The sequence below is a fragment of the Bacillus sp. REN16 genome (genome assembly GCF_020731355.1).
In the GTDB taxonomy this organism is placed as follows: domain Bacteria; phylum Bacillota; class Bacilli; order Bacillales; family Bacillaceae_L; genus Ferdinandcohnia.
This window is the reverse complement of record NZ_JAJFZK010000007.1, coordinates 248,711-274,678: the sequence shown is the minus strand read 5'-3', so window position 1 is coordinate 274,678 and position 25,968 is coordinate 248,711. Positions and strand designations below refer to the sequence as shown.

At 38.1% G+C, this 25,968-nt stretch carries 26 protein-coding genes; 18 read left to right on the top strand and 8 right to left on the bottom strand.

Going from position 1 to position 25,968, the window contains the following annotated elements; translation table 11 throughout:
* Positions 1 to 20: 20 nt before the first annotated feature.
* The 4 genes from LKW28_RS12125 to LKW28_RS12110 all read left to right on the top strand — a co-directional run bounded on the left by LKW28_RS12125 (position 21) and on the right by LKW28_RS12110 (position 4,075).
* Complete coding sequence (locus LKW28_RS12125) at positions 21 to 1,322, top strand: purine/pyrimidine permease (RefSeq protein ID WP_229140622.1); 1,302 nt, start codon at positions 21 to 23, stop codon at positions 1,320 to 1,322.
* 110 nt (positions 1,323 to 1,432) lie between these two features.
* Positions 1,433 to 2,236, top strand: coding sequence for an ABC transporter permease (locus LKW28_RS12120; protein ID WP_229140621.1), 804 nt, complete (start codon positions 1,433 to 1,435; stop codon positions 2,234 to 2,236).
* A gap of 3 nt (positions 2,237 to 2,239) precedes the next feature.
* On the top strand, positions 2,240 to 3,049 hold the full coding sequence (locus LKW28_RS12115) for an ABC transporter permease (RefSeq protein ID WP_229140620.1): 810 nt from the start codon (positions 2,240 to 2,242) through the stop codon (positions 3,047 to 3,049).
* Between the two features lie 18 nt (positions 3,050 to 3,067).
* Positions 3,068 to 4,075 carry an ABC transporter ATP-binding protein gene (locus LKW28_RS12110; protein ID WP_229140619.1) on the top strand — a complete coding sequence of 336 codons (1,008 nt, stop codon included), beginning with the start codon at positions 3,068 to 3,070 and terminating at the stop codon, positions 4,073 to 4,075.
* 176 nt (positions 4,076 to 4,251) lie between these two features.
* Here the strand turns inward: LKW28_RS12110 and LKW28_RS12105 are convergent, their stop codons facing one another.
* Positions 4,252 to 5,613 carry a YjiH family protein gene (locus LKW28_RS12105; protein ID WP_229140618.1) on the bottom strand — a complete coding sequence of 454 codons (1,362 nt, stop codon included), beginning with the start codon at positions 5,611 to 5,613 and terminating at the stop codon, positions 4,252 to 4,254.
* A 188-nt stretch (positions 5,614 to 5,801) separates the two neighbouring features.
* On the opposite strand from LKW28_RS12105, the gene LKW28_RS12100 reads away from it, so the two are divergent.
* The 3 genes from LKW28_RS12100 (at position 5,802) to LKW28_RS12090 (ending at position 7,780) form a co-directional block, all read left to right on the top strand.
* The gene (locus LKW28_RS12100; RefSeq protein ID WP_229140617.1) at positions 5,802 to 5,954 is read left to right on the top strand and encodes a hypothetical protein; all 153 of its coding nucleotides are present in this window, start codon (positions 5,802 to 5,804) and stop codon (positions 5,952 to 5,954) included.
* A gap of 284 nt (positions 5,955 to 6,238) precedes the next feature.
* Positions 6,239 to 7,204 carry a bile acid:sodium symporter family protein gene (locus LKW28_RS12095; protein WP_229140616.1) on the top strand — a complete coding sequence of 322 codons (966 nt, stop codon included), beginning with the start codon at positions 6,239 to 6,241 and terminating at the stop codon, positions 7,202 to 7,204.
* A gap of 57 nt (positions 7,205 to 7,261) precedes the next feature.
* Positions 7,262 to 7,780, top strand: coding sequence for an acyl-CoA thioesterase (locus LKW28_RS12090; RefSeq protein WP_229140615.1), 519 nt, complete (start codon positions 7,262 to 7,264; stop codon positions 7,778 to 7,780).
* A 46-nt stretch (positions 7,781 to 7,826) separates the two neighbouring features.
* On the opposite strand, the gene mscL is transcribed toward LKW28_RS12090, so the two are convergent.
* A complete protein-coding gene (gene mscL / locus LKW28_RS12085; protein WP_229140614.1) occupies positions 7,827 to 8,204 on the bottom strand; it encodes a large conductance mechanosensitive channel protein MscL in 378 nt (125 codons plus the stop codon).
* Between the two features lie 73 nt (positions 8,205 to 8,277).
* Positions 8,278 to 8,574, bottom strand: a complete 297-nt coding sequence (locus tag LKW28_RS12080; RefSeq protein WP_229140613.1) for a hypothetical protein — start codon at positions 8,572 to 8,574, stop codon at positions 8,278 to 8,280.
* A 165-nt stretch (positions 8,575 to 8,739) separates the two neighbouring features.
* On the opposite strand from LKW28_RS12080, the gene LKW28_RS12075 reads away from it, so the two are divergent.
* Positions 8,740 to 9,180, top strand: a complete 441-nt coding sequence (locus LKW28_RS12075) for a CoxG family protein (protein ID WP_229140612.1) — start codon at positions 8,740 to 8,742, stop codon at positions 9,178 to 9,180.
* A gap of 169 nt (positions 9,181 to 9,349) precedes the next feature.
* Here LKW28_RS12075 and fdhD read toward each other — a convergent pair whose 3' ends face one another.
* Positions 9,350 to 10,159: a formate dehydrogenase accessory sulfurtransferase FdhD gene (fdhD, locus tag LKW28_RS12070; RefSeq protein WP_229140683.1), complete on the bottom strand. Its 810-nt coding sequence runs from the start codon at positions 10,157 to 10,159 to the stop codon at positions 9,350 to 9,352.
* 396 nt (positions 10,160 to 10,555) lie between these two features.
* On the opposite strand from fdhD, the gene LKW28_RS12065 reads away from it, so the two are divergent.
* The 4 genes from LKW28_RS12065 to LKW28_RS12050 all read left to right on the top strand — a co-directional run bounded on the left by LKW28_RS12065 (position 10,556) and on the right by LKW28_RS12050 (position 15,373).
* The gene (locus tag LKW28_RS12065) at positions 10,556 to 11,821 is read left to right on the top strand and encodes an OFA family MFS transporter (RefSeq protein WP_229140611.1); all 1,266 of its coding nucleotides are present in this window, start codon (positions 10,556 to 10,558) and stop codon (positions 11,819 to 11,821) included.
* Between the two features lie 63 nt (positions 11,822 to 11,884).
* Positions 11,885 to 12,247 carry a DUF2294 domain-containing protein gene (locus tag LKW28_RS12060; RefSeq protein WP_229140610.1) on the top strand — a complete coding sequence of 121 codons (363 nt, stop codon included), beginning with the start codon at positions 11,885 to 11,887 and terminating at the stop codon, positions 12,245 to 12,247.
* A 215-nt stretch (positions 12,248 to 12,462) separates the two neighbouring features.
* Positions 12,463 to 14,826 (top strand): FdhF/YdeP family oxidoreductase, encoded by a 2,364-nt coding sequence (locus LKW28_RS12055; protein ID WP_229140609.1) that lies wholly within the window; start codon positions 12,463 to 12,465, stop codon positions 14,824 to 14,826.
* A gap of 124 nt (positions 14,827 to 14,950) precedes the next feature.
* Entirely contained in the window at positions 14,951 to 15,373 is a 423-nt protein-coding gene (locus LKW28_RS12050) for a hypothetical protein (protein WP_229140608.1), read from the top strand.
* 16 nt (positions 15,374 to 15,389) lie between these two features.
* Here LKW28_RS12050 and LKW28_RS12045 read toward each other — a convergent pair whose 3' ends face one another.
* Positions 15,390 to 16,442: a YeiH family protein gene (locus LKW28_RS12045; protein WP_229140607.1), complete on the bottom strand. Its 1,053-nt coding sequence runs from the start codon at positions 16,440 to 16,442 to the stop codon at positions 15,390 to 15,392.
* A 309-nt stretch (positions 16,443 to 16,751) separates the two neighbouring features.
* Between LKW28_RS12045 and recQ the strand changes: the two genes are divergently transcribed.
* Positions 16,752 to 18,539 (top strand): DNA helicase RecQ, encoded by a 1,788-nt coding sequence (gene recQ / locus LKW28_RS12040; protein WP_229140606.1) that lies wholly within the window; start codon positions 16,752 to 16,754, stop codon positions 18,537 to 18,539.
* 37 nt (positions 18,540 to 18,576) lie between these two features.
* Here the strand turns inward: recQ and LKW28_RS12035 are convergent, their stop codons facing one another.
* On the bottom strand, positions 18,577 to 18,807 hold the full coding sequence (locus LKW28_RS12035) for a group-specific protein (protein ID WP_229140605.1): 231 nt from the start codon (positions 18,805 to 18,807) through the stop codon (positions 18,577 to 18,579).
* A gap of 123 nt (positions 18,808 to 18,930) precedes the next feature.
* On the opposite strand from LKW28_RS12035, the gene LKW28_RS12030 reads away from it, so the two are divergent.
* Complete coding sequence (locus tag LKW28_RS12030) at positions 18,931 to 19,431, top strand: hypothetical protein (RefSeq protein WP_229140604.1); 501 nt, start codon at positions 18,931 to 18,933, stop codon at positions 19,429 to 19,431.
* Positions 19,432 to 19,539: 108 nt separating this feature from the next.
* On the opposite strand, the gene LKW28_RS12025 is transcribed toward LKW28_RS12030, so the two are convergent.
* Both LKW28_RS12025 and LKW28_RS12020 read right to left on the bottom strand, forming a co-directional pair.
* Positions 19,540 to 20,100, bottom strand: coding sequence for a thioredoxin family protein (locus tag LKW28_RS12025; protein ID WP_229140603.1), 561 nt, complete (start codon positions 20,098 to 20,100; stop codon positions 19,540 to 19,542).
* A gap of 73 nt (positions 20,101 to 20,173) precedes the next feature.
* The gene (locus tag LKW28_RS12020; protein ID WP_229140602.1) at positions 20,174 to 20,452 is read right to left on the bottom strand and encodes a hypothetical protein; all 279 of its coding nucleotides are present in this window, start codon (positions 20,450 to 20,452) and stop codon (positions 20,174 to 20,176) included.
* Between the two features lie 162 nt (positions 20,453 to 20,614).
* Here LKW28_RS12020 and LKW28_RS12015 point away from each other — a divergent pair, with 162 nt between their 5' ends.
* The 4 genes from LKW28_RS12015 to ptsG all read left to right on the top strand — a co-directional run bounded on the left by LKW28_RS12015 (position 20,615) and on the right by ptsG (position 25,854).
* Complete coding sequence (locus LKW28_RS12015) at positions 20,615 to 21,022, top strand: VWA-like domain-containing protein (RefSeq protein WP_229140682.1); 408 nt, start codon at positions 20,615 to 20,617, stop codon at positions 21,020 to 21,022.
* Positions 21,023 to 21,447: 425 nt separating this feature from the next.
* Entirely contained in the window at positions 21,448 to 22,707 is a 1,260-nt protein-coding gene (locus tag LKW28_RS12010) for an ATP-binding protein (protein ID WP_229140601.1), read from the top strand.
* Between the two features lie 84 nt (positions 22,708 to 22,791).
* Complete coding sequence (gene glcT / locus LKW28_RS12005) at positions 22,792 to 23,634, top strand: glucose PTS transporter transcription antiterminator GlcT (protein WP_229140600.1); 843 nt, start codon at positions 22,792 to 22,794, stop codon at positions 23,632 to 23,634.
* A 180-nt stretch (positions 23,635 to 23,814) separates the two neighbouring features.
* Complete coding sequence (gene ptsG / locus LKW28_RS12000; protein ID WP_229140599.1) at positions 23,815 to 25,854, top strand: glucose-specific PTS transporter subunit IIBC; 2,040 nt, start codon at positions 23,815 to 23,817, stop codon at positions 25,852 to 25,854.
* Positions 25,855 to 25,968: the final 114 nt, after the last annotated feature.

Below are 25,968 nucleotides of genomic sequence, written 5' to 3'. Positions count from 1 at the left end.
TTTGGAATGGGATGAGGAAATTGAAAGTATTTTTTAGTTCATTACAATGGCTAGCCTTTATCATAGCTAGTTCGATTGTGGCACCAATCGCGATTGCAGCCCTATATGGGATGGACGCTTCTGAAACGGCAAGCTTCGTTTCGCGGACATTCCTTGTACTTGGATTATCCGGTTTGGTTCAAGTGTATTTTGGGCATCGCTTGCCGATTAATGAAGGTCCAGCAGGTCTATGGTGGGGCGTGTTTATTATTTATGCTGGTTTAGGGCCGACCTTGTACGGATCGGGGGAAGAAACGCTTCGGGCGATAGAAGCGGGGATTTTGGTCAGCGGGATTTTATTTATGCTTTTAAGTGTGCTCGGGATAATTGATCGACTCTCAAAGCTATTTACACCTGTTGTGACAGGGACATATTTAATTTTACTATCATTACAGCTAAGTGGTTCATTTTTAAATGGCATCTTCGGAGTTGGCTACCGTGGCGAAGAAACAGTAAATCTAAAAATCGCGGGTATTTGTCTTTTTATTGTTCTTTTTACGTTTGTTTTTGCAGAAAAAGGACCTCGGGTCTTAAGGCAATACTCCGTACTTATTAGCTTAGCCCTTGGTTGGATCATTTTTGCTGTCTTTGGACTAACAGAGCCAGTCAAGATCACATCAAATAAATTAATGGAAGTTCCACCTGTTTTTGCCTTCGGTAAACCAGTTTTTGATAGTGGAATGATTGCTACATCGATCCTTGTGACTCTGTTACTTTTAACAAATTTAATCGCAAGTGTAAGGGTTGTCGAGCAGGTGCTGCAATCGCAAAACATTAAATTAGCAAAAACAAGATATCGGCCAGCTGGATTTATGGCTGGAATTAACCAAATGTTAGCAGGACTCTTTTCAGCAGTTGCACCTGTACCTATATCCGGGGCTGCAGGTTTCATTGCAACTACGAAAATTAATACTAGGCTGCCATTTATTGTCGGCAGTTTTATTTTAGTCGTAATTAGTTTCTTTCCTAAAATTATGAATTTCGTTTCGGGCTTGCCTGCACCCATTGGTTATGCAACGGTTTTTATTATATTCGCAAATCTTATGCTGCCAGCATTAGCCGGATTTGAAAATCTGGTCAATAAAAGTCAATCCAGAATGATTATTGTGTTTTCGTTGTTCGTTGGGGTGGGTTCAATGTTTGTGCCATCAAGTGCTTTTCAGGATGTACCACCTATTTTAACGTCAGTTTTAAATAATGGGCTTGTTCTTGGAACAGTCGTTGCTATTTTGATCGAACAAACGGTTACAAAACTTGGGGCTAAAAAGAGAGAAAGTGCCTAGTCGAAAGATAGACAACTGTGCTACTATAAAGAAAAATCTGTTAATAGCAAAGTATTTTTCATATACTTTGCTTTTCGCAAACCTGTTGATAGTTGAGTAGAGGTGACCTGATGGATACGGTAAAAATGTATACGGCTTTTACGAAAAAAGCTTTTATGAGATCTGCCGCCTACCGATTTGATGTATGGACAAGGCTGGTTTCAAATATCATCTTTTTGTTAATGTGGATGTCGATTTGGTATGCGCTGTATGCTGGAAAAGAAGAAGCAAGTGGAATATCGTTAACCGCCATGCTTACTTATGTTGTCGTCAGTCAGTTTTTAACAGCAGTCAATGGTGCTGGTACACCTTTGTGGGAGTTACAGGAAAAAGTTCGAACAGGGGATATCGCACTCGAACTAATGAGGCCATTTGATGTGCCTTTACGATATTTGTTTGCGGATTTTGGTAGTGTTGCGTTTTATATGTTGACCGCATTAGTTCCGTTATATATTCTTTTGTTTTTCTTTGTCGATTTGAGCCTTCCAACTTCGTGGGCGACATGGATTTTATTTATTATTTCAGGTTTTTTAGGCTTTTTAATTCGGTACTGTATCGAGCTGACTTTTGGCCTATTTACGTTTTGGCTTATTGAAACAGGAGGAATCGAGGATATTTTCTATTTTTCCGTTTCACTATTATCCGGCTCAGTCATTCCACTGTGGTTTTTCCCGGGATGGTTGCAAACGTTTGCGTCATATTTGCCATTTCAAGGAATCTATTTTATACCGAATGCTATTTTCATAGAAGAAATTTCGGGTAGTGCTGTGTTTCTATCAATTGGGATTCAGTTATTTTGGGTGGCCGTGTCTTACGGAATCCTCCGATTTGTTTGGCGTAAAGCATCAAACAAAGTGATTGTGCAGGGAGGGTAACACATGAATAAAATAATCGATTACATTCAATTATATTTTAAACTTGTAGGGGCGGGGGTCCGTGCCCAAATGCAGTATCGCTTTGCATTTATCATGCGGATTGCCGGAATGGTTGCGGCCTACACGGGAACTGCCGTGACGATGTGGATTATGCTTTATCAATTTAAAGAACTTGGAAAATGGAATTTCTATGAACTACTCTTTTTATTTGCACTTGCTGTTCTATCATGGGGATTTTGTATCATTCTCTTTTTCCATTTTAGAAGCCTGGATACGTATATTGTGAATGGAACGTTTGACCGATTTCTCGTGCGTCCTATCAATCCATTCTTTCATTTTATGGCGATGAAATTTGATATTGGAGCAGCTGGTCAATTCATTTTCAGTATTCTTGTTTTCATCTGGGTGGGCAATGCCCTTGATATTCATTGGCAATTTGGAAAAGTCCTATTTCTATTAGGTGCAATTATCGGTGGGATATTAGTTCAAGGGGGTCTGCTCGTTTTTATTTCAGCTATTGCCTTCTGGACCACAAAATCAGAGCGGTTTTATTGGGTTGTGATGTATCCTGCTCGAAATTTAACAAACTATCCGCTTTCGATTTATCCAAAAATAGTCCAATGGGTAACAGCGTTTGTCGTTCCATTTGGATTTGTGAACTACTTCCCGGCAGCGGTGATTTTAGATAAGGAAACACCCAATTTCCCATCTTATATCGGGTATTTAACACCACTTGTGGGAATCGTATTTTTTTTACTAGCGTATAATGTGTGGATGCTTGGGTTAAGTCGATATAAAAGTGCTGGATCTTGATAAAAAGGGGGTTGTGTCATGGCTATCATTGAGGTTGAAAATTTAAGGAAAGAATTTAAGATTGCAAAAAGGGAGACCGGTTTTGTTGGAGCATTAAAAAGTGTTGTCAATCGGCAATTTGAAACAAAAGAGGCGGTTAAAGACATTTCATTTTCGATTGAAAAAGGGGAAATGGTTGGCTATATTGGACCAAATGGCGCCGGCAAATCAACGACAATAAAAATGCTTACAGGAATTCTTGTGCCATCAAGTGGTTCAATTCGTGTAAATGGGATTGTGCCTTATGAAAATCGTAAGGAAAATGCGAAAAACATCGGGGTTGTATTTGGGCAACGAACCCAGCTTTGGTGGGACCTGCCGACGATTGAATCATTTGAATTACTAAAGGAAATATACCGTGTTCCTGAACCGCGATATAAAGAAAATATGGCTACTTTTTCAAATATATTGGGCCTTGGTGAATTTCTCAACACGCCTGTTCGCCAGCTTTCACTAGGTCAGCGAATGAGAGCGGACATTGCCGCTTCTCTTTTACATGATCCAGACATTCTGTTTTTAGATGAACCCACGATTGGACTCGATGTCGTTGCAAAAGAAAAAATGCGGGAATTTATACAAGAAATCAATAAGCTTCGAAATGTCACGGTGATCTTAACAACCCATGACATGGAAGACATTGAGAAGCTCTGTAAACGAATGGTTCTGATTGATCATGGCCAAAAGGTGTATGATGGAGAGATTGCTGCGGTTAAGTCACGCTACGGAAAAATGCGAACGCTAATAGTCGATGTCGAGGAAAATGGGGTTGATTTACGGGTTTCGAATGGAGAGGTCTGTAAGGAGGAAGGGAATCGAAAATGGATCCGTTTCAATCGAGATAATTTTTCCGCGTCAGATGTGATTTCACAAATTACACAAACCCATAATATTACCGATTTGACGGTAGAAGAGCCTGAAATCGAGTCAATCATCAGTCGAATTTATCAGGAAGGCTTTGTGAAAGAAGAAGTTCCGGTGAAAGTTTGATAAATTGATATGTAAAGGCCCTACGAAGAATCATTTCGTAGGGCTAATTTGTGTGTTATGGCTGATATTTTAATTTTATGGCCAATAGCGGGGGCTTTATGGCCATTATTTCATTTTTATGGCCAATAATTTTATTTTTTGGCTTTTAGCTTAAAAATGACAAGAAATCCTTCAATCTAAAAAAACAAATACGCCATTCCAACTATAATCGGTAAAGTGATAAGTGTACGTTGTAAAAAAATAAGCACTAAGTCCAGGAATGAAACTGGTATTTTGGAGCCGAGTAACAATCCACCGACCTCGGACATATAGATTAACTGCGTTATCGATACACCAGCGATTACAAATCGTGTAAGATCATTCTCGATATCTGCACCGATTATGGATGGCAAGAACATATCTGCAAATCCAATTACCATTGTTTCAGATGCAGCAACTGCTTCTGGCACCTGGAGCAGTGTGAGAATCGGTACAAATGGCGCTCCCAAATATTTAAAGATGGGTGTGAATTCAGCAATAATCAGTGCTATGGTTCCAATCGCCATAACGACAGGAACTACGCCCATCCACATATCCAACACATTTTGTATGCCGCCTTTTAACACTTTGGAAAAGTCACTACTTTTTCTAGCTTGGACAACCGCTTGTTCCATTCCCCATTGGAAGCGACTGATATCGGGTGGAATGGTTTCGTCTGCCTTCTGTGTGGTACCTTCATAATACGTATCTGTCTTTCTCGATAATGGCGGGATTCTTGGCGTTATGATCGCCGCAACCAAGCCTGCAAGTAAAATTGTAAAATAGAATGGGGCAAACATATTTGCTAAACCCATTTGAGCTAAAATAACTACTGTAAATGTAATGGAAACAACAGAGAATGCTGTTGCAACAATGGCTGATTCCCTTTTTGTATAATAACCTTCTTCATATTGTTTACTTGTAAGGAGAATCCCAATGGTACCATCTCCTAACCAAGAAGCGATGGCGTCAACAGAAGAACGTCCAGGTAATCCAAAAAGGGGACGCATCACCTTGGTCAGCAATGCCCCGAATAGCTCCAGAAGTCCAAATTCAAGTAATAATGGTAAAAATAATCCTGCAAATAAAAACACCGAAAACAATACAGGAATTAAATCAAATAATAATGTACCTCCGGTCGAGTCCGACCAAATAGCAGAAGGTCCAACCTTGAATAAGGTCATGATTGCGAATATCATACCGAGAATTCGTGCAATTACCCATACCGGTGCAACGTAAAATAATCCAGATAAAAAAGGGGATCTCGTAATAAATGAAGGTTTTACTAGATAAGAAATGATTGAAATCATCCCGGTAATCGTGATCAAACCAGTCATAATATAAGGAATCGAATCACCTAATAAATTCTGAACAATGCCCGCCAAAATGGCAACAGGGATTGTGAATGTATCTTTATATTGAAATGGGACAATAAATAAAATAATCCCGATTAAGGAAGGAATTATAAATTTTAAATAATCAGTGATTGCTGGTTTTTCTTGATATTTTTGTACTGCCATTGTTGTTTCACCTCAAAGATTCTAAAAAAGTCACAATGAATACTTTATAACAAATTGCATAAGAATGCGAGGACTTTTTAAATAAAAATGCTTCCAATCGTATAAAAATACTATTCTGAAAAAGCGGTTTTTTTTGTAGCATTCCCAACTTATAATGGGACATACTAAAAAGAAAGGAGTGTTTACCTATGAAAAAACGTCAACAAAAGGAACAGGCAACAATCGCAGTTGGTATGGATACAGAGGATGAATTAAGAGAAAATGCGTCAATGGAAGAAATAGAAGAGGGGGATTATACACAGGTTACAACCCTTTCATTTGATGAGAATGATCCAAGCTAAACTGATCGAAAGCATTGTCACATCCGTGATGATGCTTTTCTCATTTTGCGGTAATAAAACCCAAGTTTTTTGATTTCCTTTATAAGACAACCTCTAAAATGCTAAAATTGTAGTATACTTAAAAAATGGTCTTGACTTTATTCAGCTGACTGAATAAAGTCATGCCTCCGGCGGATGCCACGATTTTTTAGGGGTAATTTTTCGAGCTTGCTCGAAAAAAATCGTGCAGCAAATGCGCTTTGGCGCATTTGATAGAAGTAGATTGATAAACTAGGAGAATGATGATGTTACAGAAACTCAACAAAAAATTAGAGAAGCTCATGCCGCTTATTACACCTACCAGTGTAGTATTGGGAGTTTTACTAACTGCATATTTAGCTCCTTTTTCATATTTGGTACCGTGGATTTTTGCATTCATCACTTTTTCAGGAGCATTAAGTTCAAGTTTTAGTTCATTAAAAAAGGCGATCACACATCCATTTCCAATCCTCATAGCCCTGTTTACATTGCATTTGGTTATGCCGGCTTGGGCTTGGATTGTTGGACATTTAACCTTTCCAGGTGACAGTTTTACCATTACGGGATTGATTTTGGCTGTAGTTATTCCAACTGGGATTTCAAGTTTTATCTGGGTTGCCATGAAGCACGGAAATATTGCGCTTACACTATCCATCATTTTAATCGATACTTTGATTTCACCATTCGTTGTACCGTATAGTTTAACATTATTTGTCGGCAGTAATGTTGAAATGGACGTGCTCAGTATTATGCAGGGTCTCTTTTTCATGGTTGTGCTTCCATCAATCCTCGGGATGCTAGTTAATCATTTTACGAGAGGCAAGTGTACAAAAACACTTAGCCCAACGTTGGCACCTTTTTCAAAAATTGGGCTTGGTGTCGTAGTCATGATCAATAGTGCCGAAATTGCACCTTATTTACAAAATGTAACCCCAAAACTGATTAAGATTGGTGTCGTTGTGTTTTTCATTGCATTTTGTGGCTATTTAATCGCCTGGGGAATCGGCCGTTTAATGAAATTAGACCCAGACGTCATAATTGCTCTGATCTTTACTGGTGGTATGCGTAATATAAGCGCAGGGGCTGTCATTGCAATTGCATTCTTCCCAGCGGAAGTTGCCGTTCCAGTTGTTGTCGGAATGCTCTTCCAGCAAATTCTAGCTTCGATTTACGCTCTATTTATCGATCGTGTATATTCATTCGAACGTCTTGAACAAAAATTTACTGCGTGAATTACAAATGTATAATAAGAGAAGAATACTACAAGAAATAAAAAAGGGGACTTACGTATGGAAGATGCAAAGTACTGCAGGGAATCTTTTGTTGTGAAGACAAGCAATGTATTTCCGCCTGATACAAATTATCATGGAACAATGTTTGGCGGAAAGCTCATGGCCTATATTGATGATGTTGCTTCCATTGCAGCAGTAAGACATTCACGCTCTCCAGTTGTTACCGCATCAACAGATTCAGTGGATTTCCTTCATCCGATTCATGAAGGAAGCTCTGTTTGTTTGGAGGCTTATGTAACATACACAGGGCGATCATCGATGGAGGTTTTCGTAAAGGTGATTGCTGAGGATTTATATACGGGAGAACGGAATATTTGTGCATTATCATTTTTAACGTTTGTAGCGTTAGACGAGAACGGAAAACCAAAGCCGGTCCCAAGAGTCATCCCGAAATCTGAGGAAGAAAAGATGCTTCATGAATCCGGAAAAGATCGTGCTGAAAACCGAAAAAGACGCAAAAAAGAGAATGAAAAAATGGCATCGAAGTTCAGCATTTCACTGCCATGGGAGAGTTAAAAAAGGGTTGTCCAGTCGATATCGATTCTGGACAACCCTTTTTCAGTTAGTTCCTTTGTTCTTTCAATAAATCACGAATTTCAGTAAGCAGCTGTTCTTCTTTTGATGGGGTAGGTGTTGCAGGTTTTTCTTCTTCTTTTTTCTTGAAGCGTTGGAAAAAGCGGACAAAGAAAAAAATCGAGAAAGAAATAATTAAAAAGTCCAAAACGGTTTGCATAAAAGCACCATACATAATTTCCTCGCCATTAAAGGGGATGGAAGCCTTTGTTATGTCAACACCGCCAAGCAAAAAACCAATTAACGGCATAATAATATCATTTACGAGTGATGTTACGATTTTTCCGAATGCCCCACCAATAATGACACCGACTGCAAGATCAATCACATTGCCTTTTAAAGCAAACTTTTTAAATTCATTTAACATATTGTTGTTCTCCTTTCAAATACTTCTTTATTTTACTAAAATATGTTTAAAAGAAAATAGTACGAAATGCTTATCATTTGAATCTTTCTAGTTGATGCTGCATGTTTTCACTTTTTAATATTTCAATTTGTCTTTCCCCTAATAAATCAAAATGAGGAAAGCCTGTCCGGTTATGAATGTATGCAGAAGGAATTCCATATTGTTTTCCCCATGCTTTTAGTTTCTCAACGTCGGAACAGCCTACCTTTGTCACGGTACGCATGCCAGGAAAGCGGTCGTCAATCCAATAATGTGTAAGAAAAGCAATTTCTCCTTCGAAAACTTTCTTTTTCCATTCAAGAAGTTCCTTGCGTTTAATCCCAAAAGCCATCTAAAAACCACCTCACCCTAGATCTGTTCTACCCATTATAACAAAAAGTTGTCGGATTCATAATATGTGACAATACATTAACACTTTGTCTTTTTAGTTCTACTACGAATTTTTGCTAATAAAATTGTAACATCATCTTAGAAAAAATTCGTTAGGAGTGGGATTTTGAAAAAGGCTAATCAATTTATCGTACATGCAGACAGAGCAAGTGTTTATTCTGTTTTTATGGATCCAATGAAATTGGGCCCATGTTTCCCGGGCTGCAAGGAAGTCAAACAATTAAGCCCAACTAAGTATGAAACATTGGTTGAGGTAAAGGTTCAATTTGTCCCAATTAAAATTCAGGGAGTAGGGGAACTAAAAGAGTCGATTAAAAATGAAAAAATTGTCGTCGAAATGAAGGGGAAACCGGTTTCACTTGCGGGATCCTTTACAAATACGCTTACTGCACATCTGAAGACCCTTGAACCGGATAAAACATTAGTTGAATATGAAATGGATTTTGAAATGACTGGGAAATTAGCTAAGGTTGGCGAGATTTTGATGAAGGGGTCAAACAATAAACAATCAGAGGAGTTCATGAAAAACGTACAAGAGCTTTTTTAAGGATACCTAACTAGTTTTATGGCTGATAAATCCAAAATACGGCTAATAAATTAAATTTATGGCTAATAGCAGAAAAATACGGCTAATAGCCAAAAAATATAGCCAATAGCCAAATTACAGTCAAAAAAAGAGATTAGTAGAAAACAAAACTCTACTAATCTCCTTACATTTATATCGTCCGTTCAAACGACTCCTGCACAATCCGTTCTGGATGTGAATAGACATTTAGTTTCCCGCCGCGGATAAAGCCCACAGCAGTTATATTAAGTTCCTCTGCCATTTGGATTGCTAAATCGGTAGGCGCTGATTTTGATAACACAATCCCGACGCCGATTTTAGCAGCCTTTAACAAAACTTCAGAAGAAATTCTTCCACTAAAGACAATCACCTTATCACGAACTGGAATTTTATTGTTTAAGCAATATCCGTATATTTTATCAAGGGCATTATGCCGGCCTATATCGGTTCGATTCACAATCATTTCATTTGCAGAGCATAGGGCGGCATTGTGCACTCCGCCTGTATCCCTAAAGACTACGCTATTTTGTTGCATTTCATTCATTAAGGTAATGCATTCTTCCGGTGCAAGGGTTATGGTTGACGTAGATGTTTTTGCCGTTTTTGCATCATTTACAAAGTAGAATTGTCTCCCTTTTCCACAGCATGAGCCAATAAAGCGCTTTGAATAATATTCCTGGCTTGTTGTTACTACTGTGGTCGTATCCACGTATGCATAGCCTTGGCCTTCATCGATATGAAGACTCTTTATTTCGTCCCGGAAACGGATGACACCTTCTGAAGCTAAGAATCCAATCACTAATTCATCTAGCTCTGAGGGGGTACAAACCATTGTCGCAAATTCATGTTGGTTCAAAATAATGGTCAAGGGATACTCAGTGACGATTTGATCTTCTTCGTCAATTAACTGACCATCCTCAAATTTAATAATCCCTTTTCTTACGGTAATAGAATCCACCATCATACACCTCTCTTTCGAATCTAACTTTTGCATTGATGCAATTCCCAAATAGATTACTATTATATAATCATACTTTTTTTGGTAATACAATATTAAAAATTTCCACAAGTCAAAAAAATTAACAAAAATCTATTGTAATATTTTGCTAGGTTTGATACTATCGTAACAAATAGTTCACAATATTGACACACTTTTGTCACAGGATAGCGAACCTGTCTCTGTTGCAAAAGGTGGAATATTGGTAGCGATTACTGTTAATTTTGTAGTAGCGATCCTGCTAAGGAAATTAACCGTCATCATCCTTTTATGCTTATTCAAGCATGGGGCTGCTGGCGGTTTTTTTGTTTATTATGCTACTTCAAGGTTGACCATATTTCAAAATAAAGGAGAGAAGAAATGGAAAAGACAAAAAATCGTTGGCTGATTGCGACCTCGGCAGTAGGGATTCACTTATCAATTGGATCTGTTTATGCATGGAGTGTTTTTACAAAGCCACTTCAATCAGAATTTGGCTGGGATTTGACTGACATAAGCATGACCTTTAGTATCGCGATTCTTTTCTTAGGATTATCTGCAGCCTTCCTAGGGCATTTCGTTGAAAAATACGGCCCTCGTGCATCTGGTATGCTTGCAGCTATTTTCTTCGGCGTCGGTATTACAGGTTCTGGTCTTGCTATTCACTTAGAATCATTGCCATTATTATATTTATTCTATGGTGCTTTAGGTGGAATTGGTCTAGGCGTTGGTTATATTACGCCAGTTTCAACACTTGTAAAATGGTTCCCAGACAGACGTGGAATGGCGACTGGACTTGCGATTATGGGATTTGGATTTGCAGCCTTAATTAGTAGTCCAATCATGCAAAAACTGATTGTTTCCGTTGGAATTGCAAATACGTTTTACATTCTTGGAATCTCCTATTTTGTCATTATGATTGCGGCATCCCTTTACCTTGAACCACCAAAAGAAGGGTGGTTACCAGCAGGGTTTAAGGAGAAGGTTGCGAGTGGAGCAAAACAGGTAAAGCAGGATTTATCACAATTAACAGCAAATCAAGCTATAAAGACAAAACGTTTTTATTATTTATGGCTCATGCTTTTCATTAACACAACCTGTGGAATTGCCATTATTTCCATTGCCTCTCCGCTTGCTCAGGAAAGTATTGGGTTAACAGCTGTAGCTGCAGCGGCATTAGTTGGGGTATTAGGAGCATTTAACGGACTTGGACGAATCGGCTGGGCATCTACATCCGACTTCATAGGAAGACCAAATACGTATACTACATATTTTGTGATTCAAGTGATTGCGTTCCCGTTACTCCCTCATGTATCAAACCCTGTAATATTCCAAATCTTACTAGCGGTTATCTATACATGTTATGGTGGTGGGTTCTCAGCAATCCCGGCATACATTGGTGACTTGTTCGGAACTAAGCAACTTGGTGCAATCCACGGTTATATTTTAACAGCTTGGGCAGCAGCAGGTCTTGCAGGACCATTGTTTACATCTTGGATTCGTGAGACAACTGGAAGTTATGCACAAAGCTTAAATGTTTTTACAGTATTATTTGCAGTTGCTTTGGCAATTTCACTTCTAATCCGGTTGGATATTAAGAAACTGCGAAAACAACAATCAGAAAAAGGTGCTGAGCTTGCTAGTTGACAATTATTCACAATCTTGATTAACTAGTGTTAATAAAGATGAGTTGTAAGAGGGTAGACAAGAATGAATAAGTACGAAGCTGAGTTTAGCAATCTAGTAAGATCTTTTCGAAAGAAACATATGGGGAAAGGTCCAAGCAAAATCACAACAACATTTTGTAAAAATTGGGCCATTTGTGAGATGGAAGGAAACCTGTCTCCAGTGGAAAAATTTATTGCCGGTGCCGATGAAGGAAAACAAATGCTTCGTGCGGCAAGAACCGAAATGGTAAAAGAAATGTATCGAAAAAACAAGCCTGCTGAAATGGAAGAATTTTTAGGTTCAAACCTAGTAGATTTATTTGTCGATATTGATATTGACCGTGATTTCGGAATGTCAGTTTTCGTATTTGATCAAGATCTAGAAAAAAAGTTCTCAAGTAAATAAAAATAACAACATCGTGTTGGCACTTGGTAGCGACCCTGCTAAAGACTAACCACCGTTTCATTTTTCTAACTTCGTAGAAATCTGTTTCGGTGGTTTTTTCTATAAGGATTGATTTTTCAGAAGGATTCTGCAGTTTAAATACCGAAAACTTAGTTAATTTAAGTTAACTTTAACCATACACATAATAGTAACGAGAAGGAAGAGGGGGATTAATCATGGGAGAAACAAAACATCAGGGACCAATCAAATCGACGAAAATGCCGCAACCAAAGCACTGGGTCAGTCCGATTCCCTTTGGTTTAGGAAAAGTGAAGCCTAAGCATATTCGTGACACCATGAAAGTCGCTTGGGAAAATAAGGACAATATTGGATATGCAACGCGAATTTTAACGCAGGGTGTTTGTGACGGATGTGCTCTTGGAGTTTCTGGTTTATATGACCAAACATTGAAGGGTCCTCATATGTGTACAACCAGGCTTAATGTGCTTCGTCTGAGTACGATGCCTGCGATTGACTCAGAGATTCTTCATGAAGACATCGATGAGTTGCGAAAGTATAATAGTACAGAACTGCGAAAGCTTGGAAGAATTCCGTATCCAATGATTCGCAGAAAAGGCGAAAGAAAGTTTTCAAAAATCGCTTGGGATGAAGCGATGGATATCATTGCGAATAAAATGAAGAAGCTTAATCCGCAGCAGTATGCATTTTATCTAACCTCTCGTGGGATTACAAATGAATCATATTATGTAGCCGCAAAGGTTTCACGTTTCTTGGGAACAAATCATATTGATAACGCTTCCCGTATTTGTCACTCACCAAGCAAAACAGCCATGAAACGTTCGGTTGGTGTAGGTGCATCTACTGCCAATTACCAGGATTGGATTGGAACAGATGTGTTAGTATTCTGGGGAAGTGTAGCATCAAACAGTTCGCCAGTTTCTACAAAATACATGCTTGAAGCGAAAAAGCGCGGTACAAAGATTATCGTCATTAATCCCCATAGAGAACCGGCAATGGATAAATATTGGATTCCATCCAATGTAGAATCCGCACTATTTGGAACAAAGGTTGCGGATGATTTCTATCAAGTAAGCATCGGTGGAGATATTGCCTTCATGTTTGGAATTATGAAGCATTGGTTTGATATGGAGGAAAAACAGCAGGGTTCTGCAATCAATCATGAATTCGTGAAAGAACATGTAAATGGATACGAAGAGTTAAAAGCACATGTGAAGGCGCAAAACTGGGAGGAGATTGAGAATTCATCTGGCGTATCGAAAGAAAGAATCATCGAGTTGGCAGAGCTTTTGGCTAAAAGTAAAAATGTGGTGTACACATGGGCTATGGGCTTAACGATGCATTCTTTTGCGACCGATAATATTTCACAGGTAGCAAATCTTGCCCTTCTGCGTGGCCATTTAGGGCGAAAGTATAATGGTTTAATGCCATTCCGCGGTCACTCATCCGTACAAGGTTCAGGTGAAATGGGAGCAGACCCATTTGTTCTCCCTGGTGGGGAATTTGATGAAAAAAATATCAAGCGCCTTGAAAAAATATGGGGCTTTGAGATTGAAAAATGGCAGGGAGATATTGTCGGTGTCACACTTGAAAATATCGTTCTTCCAGACGATCACGAACGAAAAGTAAAGCTCTATTATATGTCCGGCGGGAATTTTCTTGAAACGATGCCAGATCCTGATTTCGTTGAAAAGGCATTGTCTGAGCTTGATATTCGTGTCCATCAAGACATTATTCTAAATACTTCAACACTAGTAGATGCAAAAGAAGCTGTAATAGTCTTACCTGCGAAAACTCGTTATGAACAAGAGGGTGGAGGCACTTCGACGTCCACAGAGCGTATGGTCTATTTTTCTCCTGAAATCGATGGAAATAAAAATGAAATTAAAGAAGCGCGTGCAGAGTGGAAAATCTATATTGATCTTGCTAAGCGGGTTAAACCTGAAACAGCACATTTAATTGATTTTAAGAGTGGACAGGAAATTCGCGATGAAATTGCAATTGCTAATCCAAACTACAACGGAATTCAACATCTCAAGAAAAAAGGGGATGTGTTCCAATGGGGTGGCGCATGGCTATGTGAAGGCGGAATTTGTCCGACTCCTGATGGGAGAGGTAGCTTAATTCCAGTCGAAATTCCTGATTTCGGTAAAAAAGAAGAGCAATTCGTGTTGACGACTCGCCGCGGTAAGCAATTTAATTCGATGATTTATAAAGAGGTTGACCCATTCAATGGAGCAGGTCGTTATGACGTGTTAATCAACCCTGAAGATGCTAAGGAGCTACGTGTTGCAGAAGGTGAAGCAATCGTTGTACACAATGGATTTGGTGTTTTCCAAGGGAAAGCAAAATTTGCAGATATCGCAAGTAAAAATCTTGGCGTATTCTTCCCGGAAGGTAACTTCCTGTTACCTAAAGGCCGCTATGAAAAATATGCAGGTATCCCTGATTACAATATAGCTGTATATGTTGAAAAAGCAGAACGTTTTAATGCGCGAAAAGACACGCAATATCAAGAAAAAGAAATCGAGGATGATTTAGACATTAATCCTCCAGCATAAGAAGAAAAGTGGATGGCGCCTGGAGCTAGACATCAATTAAATGCCCCCAAACATAATTTGGGGGCATTTTTATGGGCAGAAATTGGAAGGATAAAAAGAGGACTGATTTATAGAGGTGTTACTATTGTTTTCATTTCGTGGAGATGCACATAAAATATATCTAAAACTAAAAAATAATGCGCGCAAGGACCGAACCTTTAAACATCTAAAGGAAATGGAAGAAGTGCGTAAAATCCAGCAATTTTACCAAGGAATAGACTCACAAACCTTAAAAATCATTTATTACCGGATGTTAAAAGAAAAAAATGGCTCTGGGATCATTCCCGTTTTAATTACAGCCATTCCATGGTTTTTGTTTCTTTTTTCTAATCAATTGCAAAAATTCCTGTTTGGCAAAGGATATTATTATTTAATTCTTTTCACCATTATTTATTTTTTTCTGCTATTCTTCACAGTCATTTTACACTTTCGTGAAAAAGCATGGGCATCCTTCCATATTCAAATGATTTGCGATATTTTGGAGGAGCGAAAAGAAGTTGGGAAATAGGCTCCCAACTTCTTCTTTAATATAGGATAAGGATGATACTTAACGTTAATATTCCCATCATTACAGATGAAAGTAACCCTACAAATAAAGGGCGCAGACCAACTGATTGAATTTTTTTAAAATCTGTACCAAGACCAACGCTTGCCATAACCATCAGGATTATGAATTTCGCTGCTCCATCCGTTACACTTGTAAGCATAGGCGGAAGAGGGAAAATTGTATTTACAGCAACAGCTCCTGCGAAAAATAAAATAAAGGCAGGAAAGACCTTTCTCATTTTCACCTTGTTTGTTGTAGTCCCTTTTGATTTCATTGAAATAAAGATTGACAGAATAAGAGTTACTGGAACAAGCATGAGAGTACGAATTAATTTGATTACAACAGATGTATCTCCAGCGGCACTACTATAACTATACCCCGCAGCAACTACTGAGGAAGTATCGTGTATTGCGACGCCTGCCCACATTCCAAATATTTGGTCTGACATCGAAAAAAGTTGTCCTAATAGAGGGTAAAATAACACGGCCAACACGTTAAATGCAAAGATGGTATTAATCGCATAAGCCGTTTCTTCCTCTTTGGCGCGAATAATTGGGCTTGTGGTTACAATGGCAGTTGCCCCACAAATCGCGGTTCCGAGTGAAACGAGCATGGGAATATTTCCATCTAATTTAAACAGCTTGGCCAAAACAAACGTAAATAAAATTCCGGCTAATACCGCTATTATGACTAAAAGAATCGCCTCATGGCCGAGCTGAAAGATACTGGCATAACTTAGTCCGAACCCGAGAAGAACAATTGCCATTTTCAATAAAGACTTTAACGTATAAGAGATGCCTTCTGTATACCCGACCGGAATACGTAAAAAATTTCGAACAAGGATTCCGATAATAATGGCAATTACGGCCCCGCCAATAAGCGGGAAATCTCTACCTAAAGAATTTGCCAAAACACCAATAAGAAAAACAAGCGCCACACCAGGCAGCTTATTTCGAAAGGAGAGTGAATGATTGAATAAGAAAGATTTTTTTTCGTAAGTTTGTGATACTTGTAGATTTGCATTCCTCATGTGTTTCATCCTCAACGTAGTTTTCTAAATTTATCTTACCACATGGTGGACACCCTTCCCACCTTTAACTTCTTCCTTTATAATTAAACACAGACCAGAGACTAAGGACGCCACGAATGAGTGGCAAGGTCTTTGTGGGCAAAAAAAGAGGAAGTGATTTCTCACTTCCAAACACGAACAGATAAAGAATAAGGAGCTAACACCACACTTTATAGTATGCACGATGATTCTCGGACATGTGGGGTAGTACACTACGTCAAACGCACATTTTTACCAAATTTAATAAAATAATTTAAAAAGGTGTTTTTTATGATTGAACAAGCAAAGCAAGTTTTACAGTCTTATTTCGGTTATCCGTCTTTCAGACCGGGACAAGAATCCATTATCGAAAACATACTAAACGGAAACGATACGTTAGCCATAATGCCTACTGGGGGCGGAAAATCGTTGTGCTATCAAATCCCGGCACTTATTTTTGAAGGAGTTACGATTGTCATCTCCCCATTAATTTCATTAATGAAGGATCAAGTAGACACTTTGGTCAGTGTCGGTATTCCGGCTACTTCTATTAATAGTAGTATTTCAATACAGGAAATACAGGAAAGACTTCAGGATGCGCGGCTTGGCCGCTATAAAATTATCTATATTGCTCCTGAACGACTCGAATCCACGCAATTTCGATCCCTATTATCTTCCATACCTATTTCAATGATTGCCGTTGATGAAGCACATTGTATTTCACAATGGGGACATGATTTTAGACCAAGCTACCGAAATATTCATTTTATGATTGCGGAACTGCCTTCAAAGCCGGTTGTAGCCGCATTAACAGCAACTGCAACGATTGAGGTAAAAGAAGATATTTGCGGCCAGCTTCAGATTGACCCTTATTCTGTCTTTATCACAGGGTTTGCTAGGGATAATTTAACCTTCAATGTCTTAAAAGGGGAAAACAAGCGAGATTTTGTGAAAAGCTTTTTGCTAGAGAATAAGAATCAATCTGGAATTGTCTATGCGGCAACTCGTCGTGAGGTAAACGAACTCCATTCCTTTTTAGAGAGGGAAGGCTTTTTAGCAGGAAAATATCATGCTGGCCTTTCAGATGAAGAGAGAAAAAATGCGCAAGAGAATTTCCTGTTTGATACTGTGAATGTCATGGTTGCGACTAATGCATTCGGGATGGGGATAGACAAAAGTAATGTAAGATATGTCATTCACTATAATCTTCCGAAAAATATTGAAGCTTACTATCAAGAGGCGGGAAGAGCGGGCAGGGACGGTGAAAAAAGTGATTGTTATTTATTATTTGCATCGCAGGATATTCAGCTCCAAAAATTCTTAATCGAGCAATCAACGATGGATGACGGGAAAAAAGAGCAGGAATATCATAAGCTCCAGCAAATGATTGACTACTGTCATACTGAAAAATGCCTGCAAAGCTATATCTTGGAATATTTCGGTGAGAACGATAACGAAGAATGTGGTCGTTGTTTTAACTGTAAAGATGAGCGTGAAAAAATGGATGTGACAACCGAGGCACTCATGGTGTTTTCCTGTATCAAAAGGATGAAAGAGCGCTATGGGAAGACATTGGTTGCTCAAGTGCTGAAAGGGTCAAGGAATAAAAAGATCCAAGAGTTTGGATTTACAACTCTATCCACATACGGTTTATTAAAGCAGTATTCGGAAAAGCAAATCGTCGGCTTAATCGATTTTTTGGCAGCAGAAGGATATGTCAAATTAACCAACTCCCAATATCCAGTGCTTATTCTTGATGCAAAAGCACTACCTGTTCTAAAAGGCGAAGTTAAAATTTATAAAAAGGAACAGGTGAAGAAAAAGCAGGTTGTTACTGACAATACGTTATTTGAAATTCTTCGTGAGGTAAGGAAAGGTATTTCTACCCGGGATGGCGTGCCGCCATATATCGTCTTCTCGGATAGCACATTACGGGAAATGAGTGAAGTGGCTCCGAAAGATGAAAAAGAGCTGCTTGAAATAAAAGGGGTTGCCACGACAAAACTTGAACGGTATGGTGAGGATTTCCTATTGGCCATTCGGGAATATGTAGAGGAAAAAAATGCAGTTGTAAAATAGTATTCGTAAGGCACCACATTTTTTGCGGTGCCTTTGCTTATGCTTTAAAAAGCTCTTCCAAAGCATGAATACGTTTTTGTTGTTCTTCTTCAGAAGCTAAATCATATTTTTTTAAGAGGTGAAATAATTCATTTAAAGTTAGCTGGATGTGTTCTTTCTCTAAAAATTGAATTGTGTTGTTGTATAGTTCTTTCGGTAGAAAACTTTCTTGGCTTTGAAGCTTTTTGATTACATCCTCTTTTGAGTGATTGATATTACAAGTAGACATTTGATTACCTCCAATTCATATTCTCCTTTCAATTCTAGCATGTTTGGCAGAGGATGAATATGAATAGACGGGCTTTAGGAAATGTTGTGATAAAATGGGAACGAGAAAGGGGGACAGAAAAAGATGGCCTATTATATGTGGATCTTCTTTAATGTACTGCTCGTCATTAGTACGTTTATTTACATATGGATGTTTAGAACCCATGACTCTCAAATCATCACCTTAGGGCAGGTTTTCGCTCAAATCGCAATCATCCTCTTTATCGTCAATGTAAATATGTATTTTATTTTTCTTGTCATCCGCAGGACGAAGGTTAGAAAATTGAAAATAACACTCGCAAAGATGTCACGATATATGATGAAATCTCATATTAAGCTTGCCATTATTGGGACGATTTTGATTGTATTTCATGGGGGAATCATGTTAGTCAATCTTGGGGAAGCAGCAGGGTATATGAACCCAAAGATATTAAGTGGGATTTTAGCCATTCTGAGCCTTGGGGTGACCCTTTTTGCAGGATATCTGCGCCATAAAAAATCTTCAGGATTACGGAGGAAATTTCATTATACGACGGCCTTTATATTCACCATTGTATTTCTGGTCCATTTATTTCTTCCTCTTTAAGACATAAAAAAGACCGCCCACATTTCCGATCTGGTTAGTCCCGCAAACGTTGCGAAGTTGGAAGTAATGGACGGTCTTAGCAATAGTATATGTTTTTAAGTTTATATATTATGCATTTTTTATAGTTGAAATGATGCTATTTTTTATGTCGTTCCAAAGTGTCTCGTCTGTTGTGATACGTTCAGTAAATGATTTAATAAATGCCTTAAATGCAGCTTCGTATTCCGGAGACTCTTTATCAGGAACACTTGCCTTTAATTCATCCGCGATTGCTTGGGCTTCAGGTGCTCTTGGTCCCCATTTTCCAACCTCTTCAAAGTCTTTATTCACGAAAATAATAATTGGAATCGAGCGGGACTTTCCGTTTGTTAGGTATTGATCCATTAGTTCTAAATTTTCATCGCGAATTAAATAACGGGTTTCGAGTAATGCCTCATCCGAAATTCTCATGAGGATTGGGAGATTGACCATCGCATCTCCACACCAATCAGCTGCTAAGATAATTGCTTTTAATTCTTTCTCTTGAAGGGACTGAAGCAATTCTTTATCGGAATCGTCTAAACGAAATTGATTATATACTTTTAATAAATTTCCCTTATGAACTTGCATGCTGTTAATGTAGTCGTATTGGTTCATGCCCTTTTCAAACCATGGTTTTAAGCTTGCCATTATGTATTCCTCCTCAAAATTAGCTATCTGCATTTACTATAATGGAAAAAGGAAATCTATACCACTAAGATGCTTAAGAATAATCTTGAACAGATTCGTAAAATTCATATATATCCTGATCTGGAAATTTTGGTATAATTGGATCTTCTTCAACTAGAACATCGGTTAACACACGATAGTCCCCATGGGCCGACGGCATTTCTGTTTGCTCCCACCTCCAACACGCACCAGTAAAAGCAATATGATTTCCATTCAAAAGTCTAATCTCATGCAGAACACCACCGAGTTCGACAAAGCCAATTCCGTTATTTAATTCAAGTTTTTTTCGTAATTCCTGCTTTGAAATAGTCATTTTCATTCCCCCAATATTTGATAGTTTTGCCCACTGGCATATGAATACGCTATCCAAGTATTGTTAGTTGAAAAGTTCATATTTGGGCGAAAAAAGTCACAAAATAGAGTAGCCAAGGAGAAAAATCTTTTGGTGATAATGGATGGGGAGTTGAGTGCACACGTGAGATGGCAAAGGTCACTAATGGGTTTACTTAAGGATCGAAAAGATAAAAAGATTGCACTTGCAATAGATACTTCTACTAATCAGGTGCGATCAATTTTAATAAACAATATCATAAAGTTTTTCGGAGAAATGATTCCAGAAACACAGCTAGTCCAAGCTGATTTTAAAATAAGAAGCATTACACCCATACAAAACCCTACTATAAAATATTATACTCATGGAAAGTCCTCCTATACGGAGGTTCTGGAGTGGGCTGACCAGGAAAAGATTGATACCTTGTTTTATATCACAGATGTTACAGGCTATTTTTACGAAGAGTTAAAAGTTCAAACTGAAGTGTTTTGGCTCGTTCCGGATGATTATGTACCGAAAGTGCCGTTTGGAAAAGCGATAAAAGTTGCATAGTATGGATAATGACGTATAGAATCAAATGGCTCTAGGCGTTTTTATGTTTTATTACAGAATTTTCTAGATAAAACTATAGAATTTACTGAGAAACCCATCAATGGGTCTCTTCATGGGGCTAAGTATCAACTATGAAAAAGAACCAACCGCATATATTCGGTTGGTTCTTGTCTTGGGCGTAATTCACTTTTCATAATTTTATTGCCGCGGTAGATTTGAAAATCTTAAACAACGAAAGCCCTACCTCTCTTTCGTCCTTTCGGCTCCGAAGCCGGTCCAGTGTGAATAAGTCTTTCTCAAATGTAAAAGATAAAAAACAAACTTGCTTTATCTATATAAAAAAATTATGTTTAAAGTTTTTAGGGAACAAATTATAATTATACTGCAAATTGAACTTGTTGTCAATTGGTTACGGGGTGCTTGTCGTGTTTAAAGAAGTTTTTAAAAAGCGGTTATGGCTCATCTATTTTTTGGCAAGCCTAATTTGGATTACTTTTTCAGAATATGTGATTGATAAATTTCCGTCTATCTACGGTAATTATTTCCAAATAGGAAAAGGGCTAATTTTTGTCATTTTTACTACTGTTCTAATACATCTTATTATTAAGAAACATGACGATTATATTAAAGCATTGGAAGAGCAAAATGAATTAACAACACTTATTAATGCGATGCCTGATTTTGTCTGTTTTAAAGATGGAGAAGGCAGGTGGATCCGCGTAAATAGGTATGCATATGAACTTTTTAACCTCCATTCTGATATTTATAAAAATAATACCGATTTAGAAATAGCGCAGATGTATCCAGAGTTTGAAGAATTTTTGATTCGGAATTTCCAATTAGATGAGGAAACATGGGAAAAGGGAGAAAAGACCCGGAATGAACAATCAATTATGATTCCAAGCGGAGAGGTGAAAACCTTTGATGTCATCCGTGTACCACTATTTGAAGAAGGAAAAAGAACGGGTCTTGTCACGATTGGCAGGGATATATCAAATGTGAAGGCTGCTGAAGAGCTTGCCCTTAGAAGGGAAAAACTCTCTGTTGTGGGTGAATTGGCCGCTGGAATTGCTCATGAAATCCGAAATCCGCTTACCACCATTAAAGGATTTGTCCAATTGCAAAAGGAAAAAAGCGAATCAACCTCACAAATATCAGATATTATCTTATCAGAGCTCGATCGAATTAATCAAATCGTTAGTGAATTGCTCGTGTTTTCGAAGCCGCAAAGTAAAATTCTAAAGGAATTTAAAGTCAAGGAATTGATTGATTATGTAATAAAGCTTACTTCTCACGAAGCAATCCTTCATAATGTTGAAGTAATGGTTGAAAATCACGCTGCAGAAGCCATTCTTTATGGAGATAAGAATGAACTCATTCAAGTATTTGTCAATGTCATCAAAAATTCCATCGATGCAATGCCTAATGGAGGTAAAACAAGAATTCGTACGGTTGTTGCAGACGATAAAATTAAAATTGAAATCATTGACACAGGAGTCGGAATACCGAAAGAAAGATTAGAAAAAATAGGAGAGCCATTTTTTACGTTAAAAGAAAAAGGTATGGGACTTGGTCTTACGATGAGTAATAAGATTATCCAAGACCATAAGGGGACATTCAAAATGATAAGTAAGGTAGGACTGGGAACGAAAGTAATTATCACCCTACCGACTGTCCATCATTAAGGGAATGAGTTGAAATGATTGATTTCTTCGACCTACTCATATAGGATATGGATGGTATGTAAAAGATAAAAGTGGGGAATTAAGATGTCTGACATTATCATATCTAAAGCTTTAAATAATAATGTTATCATTGCAGATCACTCCGACTATGGAGAGGTCGTTATAATAGGAAAGGGCATCGGCTTTAACCGAAAACAGCATGAGGTTCTTGATGTTGCCAGTGTGGAAAAGCTGTTTGTCCTAAAAGATGAAAAAGAGCAAAAAAACTATATTAAGCTACTGCCATATTTAGAGGATGATTTACAGAAAGTGATTATTTCTTCTATAGAATTGATTAAAAGCAGAACGGGCGCATCCTTGAATGAACACATCCATGTTGCCTTGACTGATCACTTGATATTTACGGTTGCTCGGGTTTCACAGGGGATGGAAGTCCGTAATCCCTTTTTAATAGAGACGAAAGCGTTGTATCCGTTGGAATATGGCATCGCTAAAGAAGTAATCGATCTTTTTTGGGAAGAAAGCAGTATACACTTACCTGAGGGAGAAGCAGGTTTTATAGCCCTTCACATACACAGTGCAATAACCAATAAAGAATTATCAGAAGTAAACCAGCATTCCCAACTTGTGACAAAATTGGTCCAGACCGTGGAGGATCAGCTGAAAATAGAGATTGATAAAAATAGCATTGATTATATGAGACTTGTAAGACATTTGAGATTTGCCATTGAACGTGTAAAAGCGGGAGAGAATGTAGAAGAGCCAGAAAAAATCACAACTCTCTTGAAAGAAGAATATCCCTTATGCTATAATCTCTCATGGAAACTCATTAAGATAATGCAACAAACATTGAAGAAACCGGTTTTTGACGCTGAAGCTGTCTATATTACGATGCATTTACAAAGGCTTCAGAAGAAAATTAAATAAAAAACATTGTTTTTAACGTGTCACTGATTCGATCAGGCATGAGTAAAGAGAATGATTAAATTGAGGTTAACAGGATCTAGTGTCTGTGAGCTTCTTTTGATCATACTCCTGCTCATGTCTTTTTTTTGTTTTTTTGGGAAATTCTTAATGAGAGTGAAAAATTATTGGAGGTTTTTAACCGTGTTCAAAAAAGTTTTTGGTGTCCTGCAAAAAATCGGTAAAGCGCTTATGCTTCCAGTAGCCCTTTTACCAGCAGCAGGTCTTTTACTCGGAATAGGAAATGCTATGCAACAAGAAACAATGCTACAATATCTTCCGTTCCTGGATGCTGATTGGATTCAACTTGCTGCATCAGTGATGGAGGATGCAGGTGGAATTATCTTTAGTAACCTAGCCCTTATCTTTGCAGTTGGGGTAGCAATTGGCTTAGCTGGGGATGGTGCAGCAGCACTTGCAGCTTTGGTAGGTTACTTAGTTCTTAATCAGGTTATGAGTTCATGGCAAGGAGTAACTCCTGATATGCTTGCTGATAACCCGGCATTTGCATCAGTATTAGGAATTCCTACATTGCAAACAGGTGTATTTGGGGGAATTATTGTTGGTCTTATTGCTGCTTTCGCCTATAATCGCTTTCATGATATTGAAATGCCTTCATTTCTCGGTTTCTTTGCAGGTAAACGATTTGTACCGATTGCAACAGCCGCATTTTCTTTTATAGCGGGTCTTTTATTATTAATCATTTGGCCGCCAGTTCAAGAAGCGATGAATACTGCTTCTTTATGGCTAATAGAAGAAGGTACGTATTTTGCAGTCTTTTTCTTCGGATTTATAAAAAGATTGCTGATTCCGTTTGGGTTACATCATATTTTCCATGCTCCTTTTTGGTACGAATTCGGTTCTTATACAACTGCAGCTGGTCAAGTTGTTAGAGGAGATATGACAATCTTCTTTGCCCAATTGAAAGATGGGGTCGATATTACAGCTGGTAACTTTATGGCTGGCGAATTTCCAATTATGATGTTTGGTTTGCCGGCTGCTGCGTTAGCAATGTATCATGCTGCGCGTCCGGAAAATAAAAAACTTGTAGCTGGTTTATTAGGATCAGGTGCCCTAACATCGTTTTTAACGGGTATTACAGAACCGCTTGAATTTTCATTTATGTTTGTGTCACCTATTCTTTTCTTAATCCATGCAATCCTAGATGGACTATCATTTGTTTTAATGACGTTTTTAAGTGTTAATATAGGTTACACCTTCTCTGGAGGAGGAATCGACTTTTTCTTATTTGGTATATTACCTGGTAAAGAACCTTGGTGGATTACGATTTTGGTAGGCCTAGTCTTTGCAGTTATCTATTATTTTGTATTCCGATTTGCAATAAGTAAATTTAATCTTATGACACCTGGACGTGAAGTAGCAAAAGGTGAAGAGGATAAGAAAGGGCAGGCTGGAGATCTTGCTTATAACATCCTAAATGCAATGGGCGGACAAGAAAATATTTCACATCTTGATGCATGTATCACTCGACTTCGTGTGTCAGTAAATGATATTAAACATGTCGATAAGGATGAATTGAAAAAACTGGGTGCTGCTGGTGTGCTGGAAGTTGGAAATAATATTCAGGCCATCTTTGGACCGCGTTCCGAAATTATAAAAAGTCAAATGCAGGACGTAATGAGCGGGAAAAAGCCTCGTGGAGCAGAAACGAATCAAACTAAAGAAATAACGAATCAGGAGCAATTGAGTAATGGGGGACAAGGTGTTGAACAATTTGTTTCACCTATCAAGGGTGAAATAAAACCAATTACTGAAGTTCCTGATGCGGTATTTTCTGGTAAAATGATGGGTGAAGGCTTTGCAATTATTCCATCAGACGGTGTAATTGCTTCACCTGTTAATGGAAAAATTATCAATGTGTTCCCTACAAAGCATGCGATTGGTATTCTATCTGATTCGGGCCGAGAAATTTTAATTCATGTCGGAATCGATACAGTTAATCTAAAAGGACAAGGTTTTGAAACTTTCGTGAGTGAAAATGATAAGGTCAAAATAGGTCAGCAGCTTTTAAAAGTTGATTTAGACTATATTAAGGAAAATGCAACGGCAATTGTTACTCCGATCGTATTCACAAACCTAGCTGAAGGAGAAAAGATTGTTCTTACTAAGCAAGGAAACATTAATCTCTCAGAAGAAAATATCATTAAGATTACAAAAGGATAATTAAATGAAACAGACAGGCCATTACTATGGATCTTTCTGGTTTAAGTTAAAGGAACGCTAGAAGGAGAGTAAAAAACTCTCCTTTTTTTTCGTTCGATGATCGTATTAAAGAAT